The following is a 17365-nucleotide window of genomic DNA, read 5'->3' on the forward strand; positions in this document are numbered from 1 at the left end:
GGCCTCGCGCCGGACCGATCGAGCTATGGTTTCTTGCGGGTCTTCGGCACCTGCGACAGACGCGTCAACAGCGTCGGAATGTCCTCGGTTATCATCGTGTCGGTCGGCGTCTGCCAGGACGAGCGCAGCGCTTCGCCGACGTCGTGCAATCGTGCGCCGGCTTCACGCCTGGATGTCTCGTTTCGCACGTCTACCTCACTTACGCATACACCCGACGGCATCCTTCGGGGGGTAAGGACACCGCCGGGCTCTCGGGTCAAACCGACGATATCCGCGCTTGTTCCGGCAGTTTCGCCACGGTTTCGCCACGCACGCCTGTTCCGCGCCGGTTCCGGTCGCAGACGCGCCGAAATTCCGATCCTGGAAGCGCTGCGATCAGGCGACGATCGGCTTGGACGTTCAATGATGGTCGCATGGGCTATATGGGCACCGTCGAGGACGACGCGCCTATTTGCTGAGGAGGCCATCGATCCGGAGTCCGTGCATGGGCGGAAATGCATAAAGCGCAGCTGCTGGATCTGGGCGATCAGGCTGCCGGCTAAATCACCAGCTTCTCGGGTGCGGTACGGTGATCCGTGTCGCATGCTTCCTCTGGGCTTATCTATGCATATAGCCCCGCGCTATGTCGCTCGTCATCGTCTCGTTCGCGGCTTGGTAGGCCGCGGTCGAGGGAGACACAGCGACGGGTGACGATTACGGCATGGCGTGCGTAGTCCCGCTCGCGAGGCCCAGCGCTGCCAGCCCCATCCATACCGCCATCGCGATCATCATGAGGTTCTCGGTCAGCGACAGGAAACCGAGCGGCACGTTGCTGGCCCCGCCCACGCAGGCACACTTCAGCTCGCGCCTATCGAGGTACACCGCCTTGAACACCGACACGGCACCCACGGCCCCAATGAACAGCGCGACCGGTGCCGACAACCAGGTCAGCACGCCTGCGATCATCAGCACGCCCGCCATGCCCTCGGCGAAGGGGTAGATGTAGGAGTAGCGCACCCAGCGCTTCGCGAGCAGGTCGTAATTGAGGAACATCGTGGCGAAGCTCTCGATGTTCTGGAGCTTGAGCAGCCCGAGCACCGCCATGCTGAACCCGATGAACCACTCGCCCGCTCGTAGCGTGAAGGGCGTACCGTAAGCGGCATGGCTCGCAGCGAGCGCCATCAGCGCAGTCACTGCAAACAGCGCAACGACCGGCGTGTAGGTGGTCGCCTTGGGATCGGCGACGGCCTTACCGAAATGGCGGCGCACGTCGTCATAGCCGCCGATCCGCTCGCCCCCGATGAAGGTCTGCGGCGTCGTCTTCACGCCGTTCTCGGCCTTGAAGGCGTCCGTTTCCTCCCGCGTGGTCAGCCAGCGGTCGTCAACGGTGTAGCCCTCGCGCTGCAGCAGGTCCTTGGCTTTCAGGCCGTAGGGGCAGACGTGCTTGTCCATTACCATCCGGTACAAGGTGGCGTGGCGGGGGGCGGCGATCGTGGTCATGAGCAGCGGCTTTCGAGCTGGTATCTTTCAGGCTGCCATCCATATAGGGTCCGGACCATGGTACGGAGTCAAGGGTTGGCCCAAATGACTATTGCCGGGCTCGCGCGCGGGGCGGGCGTCGGCGTCGAGACCGTACGCTACTACCAACGACGTGGGTTGCTGGAGACGCCCGAGCGACCCAACGGCGCCGGACAGGGCGGGAGCGTACGGCGCTACGGTGTCGAAGACGTGCGCCGGCTACGCTTCATCCGCTCGGCGCAAGCGGCTGGGTTCACGCTTACGCAGATCGAGGAATTGCTGGCACTCGATGCGACGGACGATCGAACACGGGCGCGTGAACTCGCCAGCGAGAGGATAGCGGCGTTGGACGCCAAGATCGAAGAATTGGAGCAGGCCCGCGCATCGCTGCGCCGGCTCGCTCAGCAGTGCGGCAGCGGCGCGGCCGGTCCGTGCCCGATCCTGACCTCGTTCGAGCAGTCCGGCAACTGAACTCTGCGCTTCCGATTGGAAGACGGCGGTCGCGACGGTTTTCGCTGTCTCGATAGCGATCGTGAATGGGAACACCTGAGCTTGATAACGCTCTTATAGACCGGTTCCGGGAAGAGAGACGGCCAGAGTTGCCGGTCCGGATGCGACAAGCCCGTCGTCGCTTCCGGACTATCGTGACCTTCCGATTCAGCTACCTTCGCTCGGCGATGCCGGCTGTCCGAGACGACCGCTCGCGATGTTTGAATTCACGCTTTCCGCCTATGCGTCAGCACTGACCTTCATCATCTCCGCGACCTTGGCCGCCAGCCCCTGCATGGTGAAAGGCTTGGTGAGCAACTCCATGCCGGGCTCGAGGTGGCCGTTGCCGACCGCGGCATTCTCCGCATAGCCGGTGATGAACAGCACCCTCAAATCGGGCCGCAGGGAACGCGCAGCGTCGGCGACCTGCCGCCCGTTCATGCCGTTCGGCAATCCGACATCGGTGATCAGCAGCTCGATCTTGGCGCCCGATTGCAGAACCTTGATGCCTGCCGCGCCATCCGCCGCCCCGATCACGGTATAGCCCTGCTCGTCGAGCACCTCGTCGATGAGATGTCGGATCGTCGCCTCGTCATCGACGACCAGGATCGTCTCGCCGCTGGCCGATGCGGCCGTTGCGATCGCCTCTTCCGCCTCGCTCGGTAGGGCATCACCGGCATAGCGGGGAAGATAGATGGAGATCGTCGTTCCCTGCCCGACCTCCGAGTAGATCCTGACCTGTCCACCCGACTGGCGAGCGAAGCCGTAGATCATCGACAGGCCGAGCCCAGTGCCCTGGCCGATCGGCTTGGTCGTATAGAAGGGCTCGAAGGCGCGCTCGATCGTCTCCTGCGACATGCCCGTGCCCGTGTCCGTCACGCAGATCGACAGATATTGACCCGGCGGCAGGTCGCGCTCCAGCGCTGCGCGGTCGTCCAAACACGCGTTCGCCGTCTCGATCGTGATCCGGCCGCCGTCGGGCATGGCGTCACGTGCGTTTATGCACAGATTGAGAATGGCGCTTTCGAGTTGCGTTGCGTCGATCATGGCGGGCCACAGCCCGGCCGCTCCCGCCACCTCGATATCGGCGGTCGACCCCACCGTCCTGCACAGCAGGTCTTCCATTCCGGCGATCAGGCGATTGACGTCGGTTGGCTTGGGATCGAGCGTCTGTCGCCGCGAAAAGGCGAGCAGTCGCTGGGTGAGGGAAGCCGCGCGCCGCCCGGCGCCTTGGGCGGCGTGGATAAAGCGCTCGGCGTCGTCGAGCTTGCCTCGTTGCAGTCGCATCTGCAGCAACTCCAGATTGCCCATCATACCGGTCAGGAGATTGTTGAAGTCATGGGCCAGCCCGCCGGTAAGCTGACCGACCGCTTCCATCTTCTGCGCCTGGCGGAGCTGATCCTCGATTTGCCGCTGCCCGGTCATATCGACGCCGACACCGGTTCGCCGGACGGGTTTGCCACTCTCGTCGAAGTGGGTGTGCCCACGGGACAGCACCCAGCGGATCGACCCGTCCGGATGCACCAGCCGATATTCCAGTTCCAGGTCTTCCGGATGCTGCAGCCCGCCGGACATCGTTTCCTGCAGGGTGAGGCGGTCCTGCGGATGGACGTGAGCCAGGAACTCTTCACTCGTCAGGCCCGCCGCGCCGCGCTCCGGATCGAGCGCGTACAGCGCCGAGATGGCTTCGTCGCAGTAGAAGCAGTCGGCGGCGACATCGTAGGTCCACACGCCCACGCCGCCCACGGCCGAGAGGGCAAGGCGCGCGAAATCCTGCTCGTCGTGCAGCCTGGATTCCATGTCCCGCTCTGCGGTGACGTCGCGGCCCGTCGCATAGGCGATGTCGCCCGCAGGTGCGGCGACCCATGAGATCGTGCGGGTCGAGCCGTCCTTGTGAAGGTAGCGGTTTTCGATCTTCTGATTGCCGGTCGCGGCCGTTTCATAGGCGCCGACCGTCTTGCCGTGATCGTCCGGGACGACGAATTCGTTGACGTGATGTCCGATCAGCTCGTCAGGGGCATAGCCGAGAACCGTGGTCCAGGCCGGATTGACGCGGTGGAATATACCGTCGAAGTCGATCACCGCGAGGAGATCGGGCGAGGTGTCCCACATGCGGTCCCGCTCGGCCGTGCGCTCGTCGACCTGCTGTTCGAGCGTCGCGTTCAGCTTGCGCAACTTCGCTTCGCTCTCATGAAGCGCGGCCTCCGCATCGCGACGGGCGCTGATGTCGCTCGCCGCGCCGAACCATTCGACGATCTCGCCCCCCGGGCTCAGCAGCGGAACGGCGCGGGACACGGTCCAGCCGACCGTTCCATCCTTGCGAACAACCCGATGTTCGAGGTCGAACGTCTTCTTGAGCCGGATGGCGTCATCGATGGCAGCGGTCACCGCGGCCCGATCGGTCTCGGGAATATAGGCGAGCAACCACGAACGGTTCGGCTTCGACGAAGGCGTGCTGGGCAGGAACCCGCCGCCGTCGAGCTCCTTCATCTCGCCCCAGTCCGGGCTCATTCGGTAAAGCACGTCCGAACTCGCTTCGGTCAGCAGGCGGAGGCGGGCTTCACTCTCGCGCAGGCGCTGTTCAACGCTAACCGCGTTTTCGGTCCGATCTGTCATAACGTCCTCAGAGCGCTGATCTATTCCGGCCATCTATCAACTGCCGAACACACTGTAAAAGCGCATATAATTACCAACGCGATCGGGGCGCCCGATCGTTCCATAAGCCGCGTCACCACGGGCATGGCGGAGCCGCGCCTCGCGAACTTTGCCGCCGCGGCCGTTCAAGATACGCGGTGCTTCAAGGTGCTGGCTTTCTGCAACAGACGTTCCATTTTCCCTATCGCGGCCCCCGACAGCGTCAGCGCTTCGTCGAGATCACCGGTGCCATCGCCGACGATAAGTCCCTCGGCGGTCAAATGCATGAGCCAACGGGATGCTACTTTGGTTGGAATGCGGTGCTGCTCGCTGATGTGTCGCCCGGTCATGCGAACACCGCGCGCATCGGCAATGAACAGCTCGAGAAGAAAGTCCCAGCTGGGTTCGCCGAAAAACGATGAGGGAAGTTCCTCGGTACGGCTACGCCTGAAGGCCAGCATGAAAGCCGCGAGATTGGCAGCGTCGTCATGATCGATCACCCACGGCCCTCCGATTTTTTCACGTCTTTCCGCACACAACACCTACACGACAGGGTGGTTGCGACGGTTCAAGGCGAAGAGGTAATGGGCGCATCCCAAGCGTGCTCAAGATGGTCGAGCGCCGCGCACAGCAGGGCGCCCAGAACGAAGTCCTCATAGCTGTCGGCGAGCCCGATCAGGCGATCGATCTCGCTCGCCATCGTTTGCGCTTGGTCGGCAGGAATAGTCGTCAACGTCGCTTCTCCCACAAGTCTATTCGGTAGGACCATTTGACCCGACGCGCGGCTTGCCCCGCCAATCACGGGGTCTCACCTGGCCCGGGCTATGCGCAGTTTCTCGGAAACGCGAAGCTCGAACGCCTTGGATCCTGCCTTGGGCGGAATGAAGAGACCGCCGATCGATGCCGTCAGCCGTTTTACCAATCCGAGGCCCAGCCCATTATGATTGGGCCGATCGAGGTCTGGAAACGGCAGCCCGTCATCGTCGACGATGACCGATACGTCGCCGGCCGAGGTCCGACCGAGCGTGACCCGAATGTGGCCCGCCTTACCGTCCTTGTAGCCATGCTTGATCGCGTTAGTTGCCAGCTCGTTGGCGACCAGGGCAAGCGTCGTGACCTCGTTCGACGTCAGGCCATCGACATCGTCGGTGACCTGTAGCGACACGAGGATGGACCTTGGCTCTGCTTGCGCGTGCAGTGCCTCGCATACCTGGCGCAGCGCAGCCTCGATCGAGGGGTGTCGATCGCCGTGCATGGTACTGCGCGCGCGGGCGAGAATGGAAACCCGCTCCATGGCATCGGTCAGCGCCTGCCGTGCCTCCGGGTTCGTTGCCCGCTGGCTTTGCAGCGCGAGCAAACTGACCACGAGCTGCAGGTCGTTGCTGCACCGGTGATTGGTCTCGCGGAGGAGAAGATCATTGTCTCGGGTCGAACGAGGCACTCCGGCGGCTTTCGCCGAAGTCTGCGGGCGCAGGCGGTCGCTGATCATGCGACGTCGACCGTAGCGCGGGCAGCGGCATCGATAGTCTGGTCCATATGCAAGTAAGCCGGATCGAACCCGGCAGCGAAGCGCAATGCCGTGACGTCGTGGATCGTCAGCACGCGATCGCGGATTTCGATGAGGCCTTCACTGCGCAAATGCTGGATCATCCGATTGACGTGGATATTGGTCAGGCCGAGCAGGTCGCCGATCTGCTCCTGTCGCAACGGGAACGGGAAGGTGACATGGTTGCCGTCCTCGATACCGAGACGGATCGCGATCTCGCAGAGCAGATGGGCGATACGCGCGTGTGCCGACCGGCGACCGAGCGACACTATCCATTTACTCGCGACCGCGTTTTCGATCATCGCAAGGCCCGTGAAGGTCCGCGCGATACCGGGATGTTCATTGGCCAAAGCGAGCGCCCGACTGCGCGGCAACGCGACGATCGTCGCATCGGTGAGCGTTCGCACGCTATACCCAACCTGGTCGAAGAGCAGCGTATCAAGATTGGCCATGTCCCCCGGCACCAGGAGTGCGGTCAGCTGGCGGCCGCCATCAGAAACACAACTGTAACGGCAAGCCCAGCCACTAGCGACGATCAGCAGATTATCCGCTTTATCGGCCTCGGAAATCAGATCCCTGTTGATTTCGAACTGCCTGGACCAGGTGACGGCTTGCTCAAGCGCATGCCGCTCTTGCTTTGCCAGAAATGGCGAACACCAGAGGCTCGTTTCGCGAAGATATCGCGATGGCCGATACTCACAACGATGCGAGCGGCTTGATTGGTGTAGGGCCATTCCGGTCATACCAGATCACCTTTTACAACATGCGCAAGATGCGTTGCGGGATGTGAATTGAAACTATCTCTCACCGGCTCGGCGCGCAGCCATTCGGTTTTAAACGCAGAAGCAATGCCTGACTGGTTCCCAGCGGGAGACAATATCAGGGATTGCAGGCGTAGGAGGTAAGCGTTCGCCAAACCCTGATGAGCAGCAGCAGACGCACAGCAGGTTGCATTACGAGCAAGATTTCGTTCGACCGCGAGACGACTCGCTAGGTAGCTGTAATCTTCATCATGCATCGGGATTCTCCTGCTGATGTTCATGCAGGATACATATGTTAACGCTCTCGCCAAGCTTTGCAGGGAGTTTGGTCTGATAGATGACGGAGTTGGTTACTGACGGTGATGCCGGTGTGATGTATCAAATGCTGTATCATCTACGGACGACCCCGGGCGTAGATGGCTGAGAGTTCGTTACTCCCGCCCTTCGAACAAACGAGGGCGCATGACGCATCCGACCCAATCCTTCGTCCGCAATTGCCTGCTATCGGTCATCGATGCTGCGGGTTACGCCGCGATCGCGCCGCATCTCGAACCCGTCGACCTGCCCAAGGGTACCGTGCTGATCGAGGCGGGCGAGCCGTTCACCCACGCGCATTTCTTCAACAGCGGCATCGGCTCGATCGTGGTCAGCACCGCGGACAGCCGGCGCGTCGAGGCGGGAATTTTCGGCCGTGAGGGCCTGTCGGGTTTTGGCTGCCTGCTCGGCGTCGATCGATGCCCCCAGACGACATTGGTACAGGTCGAGGGTGAGGGCTACCGTGTCAGCATCGAAGCCCTGCGTAGCGCGTGCGATCATTCCAAGTCCCTGCGCGAGACGCTGTTGCGCTATGTCCACGTCTTCATTTCGCAGACCAGCTATACCGCGCTGTCCAACGTCAATCAGTCGGTCGAGGGGCGTCTCGCGCGCTGGCTGTTGATGTGTCACGACCGGGTGACCGGCGACGACATAGCGCTGACGCACGAGTTCCTGTCGATCATGCTGGCGGTACAGCGCCCCAGCGTCACGACCGCCCTGCACATGATCGAGGGCTATGGGTTCATCAAGGCCCGGCGTGGCCACATCACGATCAAGGACCGCGACGCCCTGATCGACTTTGCCGACGGCATGTATGGCACCCCCGAGGCGGAGTATCGTCGCCTTATCGGTCCATTCGCTTGAGCCGCTTCTATTTGCATCAGCAAATTGCGAACGGTATCATCGAAGACCCGGACGGCACCGAAGCCGTCGACCTGATGGCCGCAAGGCACGAGGCTATCCTGGCCGCACGCCAGCTTCTGGCCAACGCCATCCTGACGGGCGCTGCGCCGCTCGGCACCGCCTTCCAGATTACCGACGAAGCCGGCCAAGTGCTCCTGACAGTACCTTTTCGCGACGCTCTGCCGCCGCACTTCATCACTGCCGACTGAGAGGAGGTTGGTACGGTATCGAACCAAAAGGCGCTGCACGCTCGCCCGAACCTTAATCCGCATCTACCAACTTATATCAACTGCAACAGGGGCCAGCATCGCTACTGGCTTTTAGATACGAAAGATGTCGCAAGGGCAGCATGGCGTTCAACAATCGACTTCTTCGTGCCCTGTCGCCCGTTGACCAGGAGGTCCTGCGCCCACATCTGCGGTGGTCCGAGCTGGAGCGCGGCACCGTTCTCGTTCTGCCGAACGAGCCTATCTCGCGCGTCTGGTTCCCCGAGAGCGGGCTGAGTTCGATTATCGCCATGGCAGGCGGCGATCAGGGTATCGAAGTCGGCCTTGCCGGCCGCGATGGCCTGGTCGGCATGCCGCTCGTTCTCGACGCCGACCGTACGCCGCACCGTATCTTCATGCAGGTCACCGGCGCCGCGTATAACATCGATGGGGATATCTTGCGGCAGGTGCTGGACGACCATGCCAGCATCCGGAAACTGCTTATGCGCTACGTTCAGGCCTATTCGACGCAGACCACCTACACCGCATTGTCGAACGCCGTGCATACTGTCGAGGAGCGGTTGGCCCGCTGGCTGCTGATGAGCCACGATCGCCAGGATGACGACGAGATACCTCTGACCCACGACTTTTTGGCACTTATGCTCGGCGTCCGCCGACCGAGCGTGACGATCGCCTTGCACTCGCTCGAAGGGCTTGGCTTCATCAAGGCGACCCGCGGGCTGATCGTGATACGCAAGCGCGAGGATCTCGAAGAGTTCGCCGGCACCGGATACGGCGTTCCCGAAGCCGAATATGAGCGCTTGATCGGTCAGCTACGCTGAACCATCAGTCTAACTCTGATCAAGTTATGGATACCGCCAGCATGCCCCGTTTTTTCCTTCATATCGATGACGGGACGCAGCGGATCGAGGATGAGGAGGGCAGCGAACTGCCCGATCTCGCGGCTGCGCGCGAGGAAGCACTCGTCGCCGCCCGACAATTATGGGCCGCGGCGATCCTCAGGCAGCAGGATATCGGAACGCGCCGGATCCTGATCGCGGCTGGCGACGGCAACGTGACCGACGTCGTGGAGATGGACGATGCTCTACCACGCAGCCTCCTGTACCGCTTGAAGGCGATCTAGAGCTACTGGACCAGCTCACTCCTCGCGACCGACGAGCTGCGATTTGACCAACCGGGCCAGATCGGCCGGCGAATAGGGTTTGGGAAGAAATTTGCCGGTATCCGGCAGGACGTCATCCTTGATACGAACCCCGCCCGACGTGACGATGATCTCGATCTGCGGCCACCGCTTCGCAACCTCCATGGCCAGATCCAGCCCATCAATGTCCCCCGGCATGTTGATGTCGGTGAAGATCAGCGAGATATTTGGTGTGTGCTCGAGGAGTTCCAGTGCCTCCCGAGCGTCTCCTGCTTCGAGGATCACGTAGCCGCGGTCCTCGAGCGTATCGACGGCGAGCATGCGGATGAACATCTCGTCTTCAACAACAAGGACAGATGATTTTGGCTCGGTGGTCATGCCGCCTCAACGCACGTCGGAGTAGAGGGTTCGCCTGCCGATACCATTTTCGACATCCATAATGGGGATGCGGGTGAAGGCGGCACTGGGTGATCGGTTCGACCTTACGCCCTATCCCCGTTCGTGCCGAGTAGCTGCGTTGGCCGCGTATTCGAGGACACGTATCGAGGTACAGGTTCCGCGTACCAGCCTGCCCTTCGATACGCTGTCTCGATACGCTCCTGTGGAGCTGCTCGACGGCTACTCGGGACGAACGGGCCGCGGCGTCACCTTCACCATCACCACCCCGTGCGGTGGGACCATCGCGGAGAAGCGTCCCTCACGCAGTCGCCGCGTCGTCCCCGACCATAGATCACGCACATCCGACGCCATCCCCGCGGTGTAGCCGATCTCCGGCCACGCGACCGCGATCTCCGCCGGAGCCGCCCCCCGGTTCAGCAACAGCACCGCGCGGCTGCCATCCGCCAGCGGCCGCGCCCAGACCTCGTGATCGCCGTCATCGCGCACCCGTCGCCCCTGCATCCCGAGCGTATCCTGATCGACCGCGATCACGTCCTTGTTGAGCAGGATCGTGCGAGTCCTTGCGTCCATCTTCGCCACGTCGTTGCCCGCGATCAACGGCGCCGCCATCATCGCCCACAGGCTGAAATGCGCGCGATATTCGGTGTCGGTCATCCCGCCATTGCCGACCTCGAGCATGTCGGGATCGTTCCAGTGGCCCGGCCCGGCATAGGGATAGAGCGGCTCGTTCTTGTCGACGATGTCCATCATCCCCAGCGAATAGGTCACCGGCCCCGCCCACGCGTCGCGGATGTCGCCGGTGGTGCGCCACATGTTGCCGATCTTGGCCGCCCACTCCCAGGGCCGGTTGTTGCCCCATTCGCAGATCGACAGCAGCATCGGCCGCCCGGTCGCGCGGATGGCGTCCGACATCAGCGCATACGCCTCCTCGGCGTTACGCACGCCGGTCGAGCACCAGTCGTATTTGAGATAATCGACGCCCCAGCGTGCATAGGTGAGCGCGTCCTGATACTCGTGCCCCTGGCTGCCCGGACGCCCGCCGCAGGTCTTTCGCCCGGCGTCGGAGTATATCCCGAACTTCAGGCCCTTGGCGTGCACGTAATCCGCCAACGCCTTGATTCCCGACGGAAACTTGCTTGCGTCCGCGGTAATGAAGCCCTCCTTGTCGCGCTCGCCGTGCCAGCAATCGTCGATCACGACATGGCCGTAACCCGCCGCCTTCATGCCGTTCGCGACCATCGCATCGGCGGTGTCGCGGATGATCTGTTCGGTGACCTTGCAGCCATGCTTGTTCCAGCTGTTCCACCCCATCGGCGGCGTCATCGCGAGGCCGTTGGCGGTGCGCCCGGCTTCACGCGACGGGCGCACGGTGTTGGGATCCACGAGCTGGTCCTGCGCGGCCGCGCCGCTGGTCGCGACGATGAGCATCAACGCCGCGGCGATCTGCCGGATCGCGATCACTGGCCGTTCCGATCGAGCGTCTGCGCGGGCACGCGGACCGTCACGGTCTGGACGATGTCGGTTGCCGAAGTGGCGAGCATCACCTTGTAGTCGCCGCCTGCGATCTTCCAGCCGCCACGCGTCACGTCGAACGTCGCGAGCAGTCGCGGATCGATCGTCACCGACACCGACTGGTCGGCACCCGGCGCAAGGTCGACCTTGCGGAATGCCCCCAGCCGCTTCGGCGCTTCCCAGCCCGCCCCCGATACATAGACCTGCGCCACCGCCTTACCCTGCACCGCGCCCGTGTTCTTCACGGAGAAGCCGGCCTTGATCCCCTTGCCCTCGGCCGCCGCGGTCAAACCGCTCATCGCGAAGTTCGTATAGGAAAGCCCGTATCCAAACGGGAACAGTGGCTTGGCGCCGGTCTTGTCGAACCATTTATAGCCGACCGCGGCCCCCTCGATGTCGTAATTGCCCATCGGATGCGCGTCGCGGTCGAGCTTCGGGTCGCCCTCCAGCACCGGCCGCGGCGTCTGCGCGAGCGACGCGGGGAAGGTCGCGGGCAGATGTCCCGACGGGTTGACCTCACCGGTCAGCACGCGCGCGATCGCCTCGCCGCCCGCCGTGCCGGGATACCATGCCTCCAGCACCGCGCCGACCTTGCCGAGCCACGGCATCACCACCGGACCGCCGGTTTCGAGCACGACCACCGTCTTCGTGTTCGCGCGCGCGACCGCATCGATCAGCGCATTCTGGTTATCCGGGAGGTTCAAGTCGGGCGCGTCGATCGACTCGCCGGTCCACTGCTCGCCGAATACCACGACGACATCCGCTTTCCGCGCCGCCGCGGCAGCCGCCTTCACGTCCTTGCCGTCGAGATACGTCACCGTCGCGCCGGTCCGCGCCTGCAACGCTTTCAGCGGCGACGACGCGTGATAGGTCTTGGGGCCTGGGAAGCCGCTCGGGAAGGCGTCGGGCACGACCAGGCCGTTGGCCGGCGCGTTCGGCGAATAGACCTGGCTCGAACCACCACCCGACAGCACGCCGACATCGGCATGCGCGCCGATCAGCAGGATCGACTTCGCGGTCTTGGCGATCGGCAGCAGCCCGGCGGTGTTCTTGAGCAGGACAATGCCCTCTTCCGCGTCCGTGCGCGTCACCACGGCATGGGCGGTGTAATCGATCGTCGTCGCGCGGTCGCCTGCGACGACCGTGTCGAACGCGCCTACGGAGAACATCCCCCACAATACGCGGCGCGCCATGTCGGTCGCGCGCGCTTCGCTGACATGGCCGTTGTTGACCGCCTCGCGCAGCGCATCCGCGAAGTATGCCGAGCGATCGAACGCCCAGCCGGACTGCTGGTCGAGCCCGGCGTTTGCCGCCTCGCTGGTCGAGTGCACCGCCCCCCAGTCGGACATGACATAGCCCTTGAAACCCCAGTCACGCTTCAGGACAGTGTTGAGCAGCCAATCATTCTCGCACGCATAATGGCCGTTCACGCGGTTGTACGAGCACATGACGGAGCCGGGTCGGCCGATCTCGTTGGCGATCTCGAACGCGAGCAGATCGGACTGGCGCGCGGCCTGTTCGCCGATCCTGTGGTCCATCGTGAAGCGGTTCGTCTCCTGCCCATTGAACGCGAAGTGCTTCATCGTCGAGACGACGTGCTGCGACTGGATGCCTCTGATTTCGTGCCCGGTGATCACACCCGCCAGCAGGGGATCCTCGCCGCCATATTCGAAATTGCGCCCGTTGCGCGGTTCGCGCGTCAGGTTCATCCCGCCTGCCAGCTGCACGTTGAAGCCCGACAGGAACGCCTCGTTGCCGATCATCGCGCCGCCCGCCTCCGCGAGTTCGGGGTTCCAGGTCGACGTGGTCGCGATCCCGGACGGCAGCGACGTGCGCAGACGCGGCGTCGGCCCGCGCTGGCTGGCGACGCCGACGCCGGCATCGGTCTGCCACTGGTTCGGGATGCCGAGCCGCGGAATGCCCGGCACGATTCCAGCGGACGCGGCTAGGCCGTCCTTCGGATAGACGAAATTCTTGATCGGCGTCTTCTGCCAGTCGGCGGTAGTCGCGAAATAGCCGAAGGTGAGCTGCAACTTCTCGTCGAGCGTCATCTCCTTGAGAAGCAGGTCGACGCGCGCATCCGCGGATAGCGCGGTGTTCATCCAGGGCCGCGCCTTGGGGGCCTCGGTTCGCGCCGCCGCTGCACCCGGCGCGTTGTTGGTCGTCTGCGCTGTGATCGGAGCAGATAGCGCCAGGACCGATCCCGCCAGCAATCGGACGAGCACGCGGCGGGAGTGGGATACGGTCATGGGCCTCACCTGAATTATACGACGAATTGTATCGCGGTGTGCCGTGTCTCTGGTGCGAGCACAACCGGTGGTCGATTCAAATCCGGCAGATTGATAGGCTGATGTCGGAGGCGGGACCGGCTTATGAGCGATGGCAGCCCCGGCTGACGCTCTAACCGCCGAAACCGCCGCCGCCAGGCGTCTTGATCACGAACACGTCGCCGCCGTGCATGTCGACCTTGGCGGTGGACCCGAGGTGCTCGACGCTGCCATCCGCGCGCTCGATGGTTGCCGAGCCCAGTCCACCCGGCTCGCCGCCCGCCATGCCGAACGGGGCCACGCGGCGGCGGTTGGCGAGGATACAGGCGGTCATGTCGCCGAGGAACCGCACGCGTCGCGTCGCCCCGTCGCCGCCGTGGTGCACGCCTGCCCCGCCCGAGCCGCGGCGGGTCGAGAATTCCTCCAGTAACACCGGGAAGCGCGTCTCGAAGATCTCCGGGTCGGTCAGCCGGCTGTTGGTCATGTGCGTCTGGATCACCGACGCGCCGTCGAAGCCGGGGCCTGCGCCCGCGCCGCCGGCGATCGTCTCGTAATATTGGTGCACGTCGTTGCCGAAGGTGAAGTTGTTCATCGTCCCCTGGCTCGCCGCCATCGCGCCGAGCGCGCCGAACAGCGCGTCGGTGACGACCTGGCTCGTCTCGACGTTGCCGGCGACGACCGCGGCCGGATAGCGCGGGTTGAGCATCGAGCCCTCGGGCACGCGGATCGTCACGCCGCGCAGGCAGCCGTCGTTGAGCGGGACGGCTTCGTCGATCAGCGCGCGGACGACGTACAGCACCGCCGCGCGAACGATCGAGACGGGGGCGTTGAAGTTGGTCGGGCGCTGTTCGCTGGTACCGGCGAAGTCCACGACCATCGTCGCGGTCTCGCGATCGACGCGGACTGCCACGCGGACGACTGCACCGTCGTCCATTTCGTACGCGAACGCGCCATCGTCGAGCGTCGCGATCAGACGGCGGACGGCGGCGTCGGCATTGGCCTGAACGTGCTCCATGTACGCCGCAACGACGTCGGTGCCATATTCGCCGGCCAGCCGTGTAAGTCCCGCCGCGCCGCGCGTGCAGGCGGCGAGTTGCGCGGCTAGATCGGCGATGTTCTGGTCGATGTTGCGGGCGGGATAGGGGCCGCTCGCGAAGACTGCGCGCAGTTCGGCTTCGAGAAAGCGGCCTTCGTCGACCACCAGTACGTCGTCGAGCAGCACGCCCTCTTCCTCGACCGAGCGGCTTTCGGGCGGCATCGATCCGGGCGTGATCCCGCCAACGTCTGCGTGATGGCCGCGCGCGGCGACGAAGAAGGCGGGGGCGTCGTTATCGCCTGCGAAGACTGGCATGATGACGGTGATGTCGGGGAGGTGCGTGCCGCCGCGATAGGGCGCGTTGAGTGCGTAGGCGTCGCCACGGCGGATACCGCGGCCGTCTGCGTTATTCCCTCGCGCGTCGATGATCGTGCGGATGCTTTCGCCCATCGAGCCGAGATGCACCGGGATGTGCGGTGCGTTCGCGACGAGGTTGCCGTGCGCGTCGAACAGCGCGCAACTGAAATCGAGGCGCTCGCGGATGTTGACCGATGCGGCGGAGCGCTGGAGCGCGGCGCCCATCTCCTCGGCGATGCTCATGAACAGCCCGGCGAAGATCGCCAGCCGGACCGGGTCGGATTCGGTGCCGATGCTGGCGCCGATACGGGGTGCGATGCGGTCGAGGATCAGGTTGCCGATCGGATCGACGCGCGCGCGCCAGCCGGCCTCGACGATCGTGGTCGAGACGCTGTCGAGGATCAGCGCGGGGCCATCGATGGCATGGCTGACAGGTAGCCCTTCGCGGGCGAGGACAGGCGTGTCGTGCCACGCGCCTGCCATGTAGACGGGGACGATTGCTAGCGGCGCAGCGGGTTCGTCGGGGAACGCGACCAGCGCGGCGTCGATCGGCGGGCTCTCGGCGATTGCCTCGGCGACAATCCGGTCGGCGATCAGCGGCGCTGCGCTGGCAAAACCGAACTGCGCGATGTGTGCGGCGTCGAACGCGGCGATCATCGCTGCCGGTTCGTCGAGATCGAGTTCGATCGTGTGGTCGGTCTGGCCTCGCCGGAGATGCACGCGCCGCTCGATCCGCACGGCCTCCACCGCGACACCCTGCGCCACCAGCGCGTCGCGCGCCGCCTCCGCCAACCCGTCCAGCGCCTGGGTGATCGCGGCATAGTTTGTGAACGCCGCCCCGGACGTGGCCTCTCGAAGAACCCGGCGATCGGCCAGCCCCATGCCGTACGCTGACAGCACGCCGGCCAGCGGGTGGATCATCACGCGGTCCATCGCCAGCGCATCGGCAACCAAGCACGCGTGCTGCCCCCCGGCCCCGCCGAAGCAGGCCAGCGTATAGCGCGTCACGTCATGCCCGCGCGCGACGGAAATCGTCCTGATCGCATTCGCCATGTTCGCCACCGCGACCGCGACGAACCCTTCGGCTGCGACCTGCGGATCGAGCGGCAGTTCCGCGAACCGCGCAGCCACGGCCTCGGCATCGAGCGGCTGGTCGCCTGCTGGTCCGAACAGCGCCGGGAAGAATTCGGAGCGCACTTTGCCCAGCATCACGTTGCAATCGGTCACCGTGAGCGGTCCGCCACGGCGATAGCACGCAGGCCCCGGCACCGCACCCGCGCTCTCAGGGCCGACGATCAACCGCTCGCCATCGAAGCGGCAGATGGAGCCGCCGCCCGCCGCCACCGTGTGGATCCGCAGCATCGGCGCGCGGATGCGGGCGCCGGCGATCAGTGTCTCAGTGTCACGCTCGTACGTCCCGGCGTAGTGCGACACGTCGGTCGAGGTGCCGCCCATGTCGAAGCCGATGACATGCTCGAACCCGGCCGCGCGAGCCGTTGCCGCCATGCCGACGATGCCCCCCGCCGGGCCCGACAGGATCGCGTCCTTGCCGCGAAAGCCTGCGCCATCGACCAGCCCGCCCGACGACTGCATGAACAGCGCGCCCTGCCCCAGCGCGTCGCTCAACCCCGCGACATAGCGATCGACGACCGGGGACAGATACGCATCTACAACGGTTGTATCGCCTCGCCCGATCAGCTTGATCAACGGCGCAACGCGGTGGCTGACCGAGATTTGCGTAAAGCCGATCTCGCCCGCGATTGCTGCCAGCGCGTCCTCGTGCGCAGTGAAGCGATAGCCGTGCACAAGAACAATCGCGACCGCACGCAGCCCGCTATCGAACGCCGCCTGCAATCCTGCGCGGGCCGCATCGACGTCGAGCGGACGGAGTACGTCGCCCTCTGCCCCGACCCGCTCGTCGATCTCCACGACGTGCGCGAATAGCGGCGGCGGCCGGTTCACGTCGCGCGCGAAGATGTCCGCGCGTTCCTGGTGCCCGATCAGCAGCGCATCGCCGAACCCGCGCGTGATCGCGAGACACGTCGGCTCCCCCTTGCGTTCGAGCAACGCGTTGGTCGCGACCGTCGTCCCGATCCGCAGTTCGAGCGGCACGTCCGCGCCGTGAGTCAACCGCCGGATCGCCTCGACCGCCGCATCAGTGTAGCGCTCGGGGTCCTCCGACAGCAGCTTGGCGGTGACGATCCGCCCGTCGGGTTGCCGCGCGACGACGTCGGTGAACGTGCCGCCGCGGTCGATCCAGAACTGCCATGCGGTCATCGGT

17 protein-coding genes are annotated in these 17365 nt (G+C 64.5%); 5 read left to right on the forward strand and 12 right to left on the reverse strand.

The genetic code is table 11. The features are described from left to right. Positions 1-23: 23 nt before the first annotated feature. The gene (locus AC1MLZ_RS09295) at positions 24-188 is read right to left on the reverse strand and encodes a hypothetical protein (protein WP_480961391.1); all 165 of its coding nucleotides are present in this window, start codon (positions 186-188) and stop codon (positions 24-26) included. Positions 189-693: 505 nt separating this feature from the next. Next, positions 694-1479, reverse strand: a complete 786-nt coding sequence (locus AC1MLZ_RS09300) for a MauE/DoxX family redox-associated membrane protein (RefSeq protein WP_480961392.1) — start codon at positions 1477-1479, stop codon at positions 694-696. Between the two features lie 84 nt (positions 1480-1563). Between AC1MLZ_RS09300 and AC1MLZ_RS09305 the strand changes: the two genes are divergently transcribed. Beyond that, a complete protein-coding gene (locus tag AC1MLZ_RS09305; RefSeq protein ID WP_480961393.1) occupies positions 1564-1968 on the forward strand; it encodes a MerR family transcriptional regulator in 405 nt (134 codons plus the stop codon). Between the two features lie 258 nt (positions 1969-2226). On the opposite strand, the gene AC1MLZ_RS09310 is transcribed toward AC1MLZ_RS09305, so the two are convergent. The 6 genes from AC1MLZ_RS09310 to AC1MLZ_RS09335 form a co-directional block, all read right to left on the reverse strand. Beyond that, complete coding sequence (locus tag AC1MLZ_RS09310) at positions 2227-4602, reverse strand: PAS domain-containing protein (protein ID WP_480961394.1); 2376 nt, start codon at positions 4600-4602, stop codon at positions 2227-2229. Between the two features lie 164 nt (positions 4603-4766). Continuing rightward, complete coding sequence (locus AC1MLZ_RS09315; RefSeq protein ID WP_480961395.1) at positions 4767-5120, reverse strand: hypothetical protein; 354 nt, start codon at positions 5118-5120, stop codon at positions 4767-4769. 68 nt (positions 5121-5188) lie between these two features. Then, positions 5189-5353 carry a hypothetical protein gene (locus AC1MLZ_RS09320; RefSeq protein WP_480961396.1) on the reverse strand — a complete coding sequence of 55 codons (165 nt, stop codon included), beginning with the start codon at positions 5351-5353 and terminating at the stop codon, positions 5189-5191. A 75-nt stretch (positions 5354-5428) separates the two neighbouring features. Continuing rightward, positions 5429-6109: a sensor histidine kinase gene (locus AC1MLZ_RS09325; protein WP_480961397.1), complete on the reverse strand. Its 681-nt coding sequence runs from the start codon at positions 6107-6109 to the stop codon at positions 5429-5431. Next, complete coding sequence (locus tag AC1MLZ_RS09330) at positions 6106-6909, reverse strand: Crp/Fnr family transcriptional regulator (RefSeq protein WP_480961398.1); 804 nt, start codon at positions 6907-6909, stop codon at positions 6106-6108. Before AC1MLZ_RS09330 ends, AC1MLZ_RS09325 begins: the two co-directional genes overlap by 4 nt. After that, complete coding sequence (locus AC1MLZ_RS09335; protein WP_480961399.1) at positions 6906-7184, reverse strand: hypothetical protein; 279 nt, start codon at positions 7182-7184, stop codon at positions 6906-6908. The genes AC1MLZ_RS09330 and AC1MLZ_RS09335 overlap by 4 nt, the downstream gene beginning before the upstream one ends. 205 nt (positions 7185-7389) lie before the next feature. Between AC1MLZ_RS09335 and AC1MLZ_RS09340 the strand changes: the two genes are divergently transcribed. From AC1MLZ_RS09340 to AC1MLZ_RS09355, 4 genes are all read left to right on the forward strand, one after another. Beyond that, positions 7390-8106 carry a Crp/Fnr family transcriptional regulator gene (locus AC1MLZ_RS09340; RefSeq protein WP_480961400.1) on the forward strand — a complete coding sequence of 239 codons (717 nt, stop codon included), beginning with the start codon at positions 7390-7392 and terminating at the stop codon, positions 8104-8106. Further along, a complete protein-coding gene (locus AC1MLZ_RS09345) occupies positions 8103-8354 on the forward strand; it encodes a DUF6894 family protein (protein WP_480961401.1) in 252 nt (83 codons plus the stop codon). The genes AC1MLZ_RS09340 and AC1MLZ_RS09345 overlap by 4 nt, the downstream gene beginning before the upstream one ends. A gap of 140 nt (positions 8355-8494) precedes the next feature. Then, a complete protein-coding gene (locus AC1MLZ_RS09350; protein ID WP_480961402.1) occupies positions 8495-9193 on the forward strand; it encodes a Crp/Fnr family transcriptional regulator in 699 nt (232 codons plus the stop codon). A 41-nt stretch (positions 9194-9234) separates the two neighbouring features. Beyond that, positions 9235-9495, forward strand: coding sequence for a DUF6894 family protein (locus AC1MLZ_RS09355; protein WP_480961403.1), 261 nt, complete (start codon positions 9235-9237; stop codon positions 9493-9495). Between the two features lie 15 nt (positions 9496-9510). On the opposite strand, the gene AC1MLZ_RS09360 is transcribed toward AC1MLZ_RS09355, so the two are convergent. The 4 genes from AC1MLZ_RS09360 to AC1MLZ_RS09375 form a co-directional block, all read right to left on the reverse strand. After that, positions 9511-9891 (reverse strand): response regulator, encoded by a 381-nt coding sequence (locus AC1MLZ_RS09360; protein WP_480961404.1) that lies wholly within the window; start codon positions 9889-9891, stop codon positions 9511-9513. A gap of 240 nt (positions 9892-10131) precedes the next feature. After that, positions 10132-11373: an alpha-galactosidase gene (locus AC1MLZ_RS09365; protein ID WP_480961405.1), complete on the reverse strand. Its 1242-nt coding sequence runs from the start codon at positions 11371-11373 to the stop codon at positions 10132-10134. Next, the gene (locus AC1MLZ_RS09370; RefSeq protein WP_480961406.1) at positions 11370-13673 is read right to left on the reverse strand and encodes a glycoside hydrolase family 3 C-terminal domain-containing protein; all 2304 of its coding nucleotides are present in this window, start codon (positions 13671-13673) and stop codon (positions 11370-11372) included. Before AC1MLZ_RS09370 ends, AC1MLZ_RS09365 begins: the two co-directional genes overlap by 4 nt. Before the next feature lie 151 nt (positions 13674-13824). Then, positions 13825-17361 carry a hydantoinase B/oxoprolinase family protein gene (locus AC1MLZ_RS09375; protein WP_480961407.1) on the reverse strand — a complete coding sequence of 1179 codons (3537 nt, stop codon included), beginning with the start codon at positions 17359-17361 and terminating at the stop codon, positions 13825-13827. Positions 17362-17365 lie beyond the last annotated feature (4 nt).

This window comes from Sphingomonas sp. PEI4 (genome assembly GCF_056679955.1).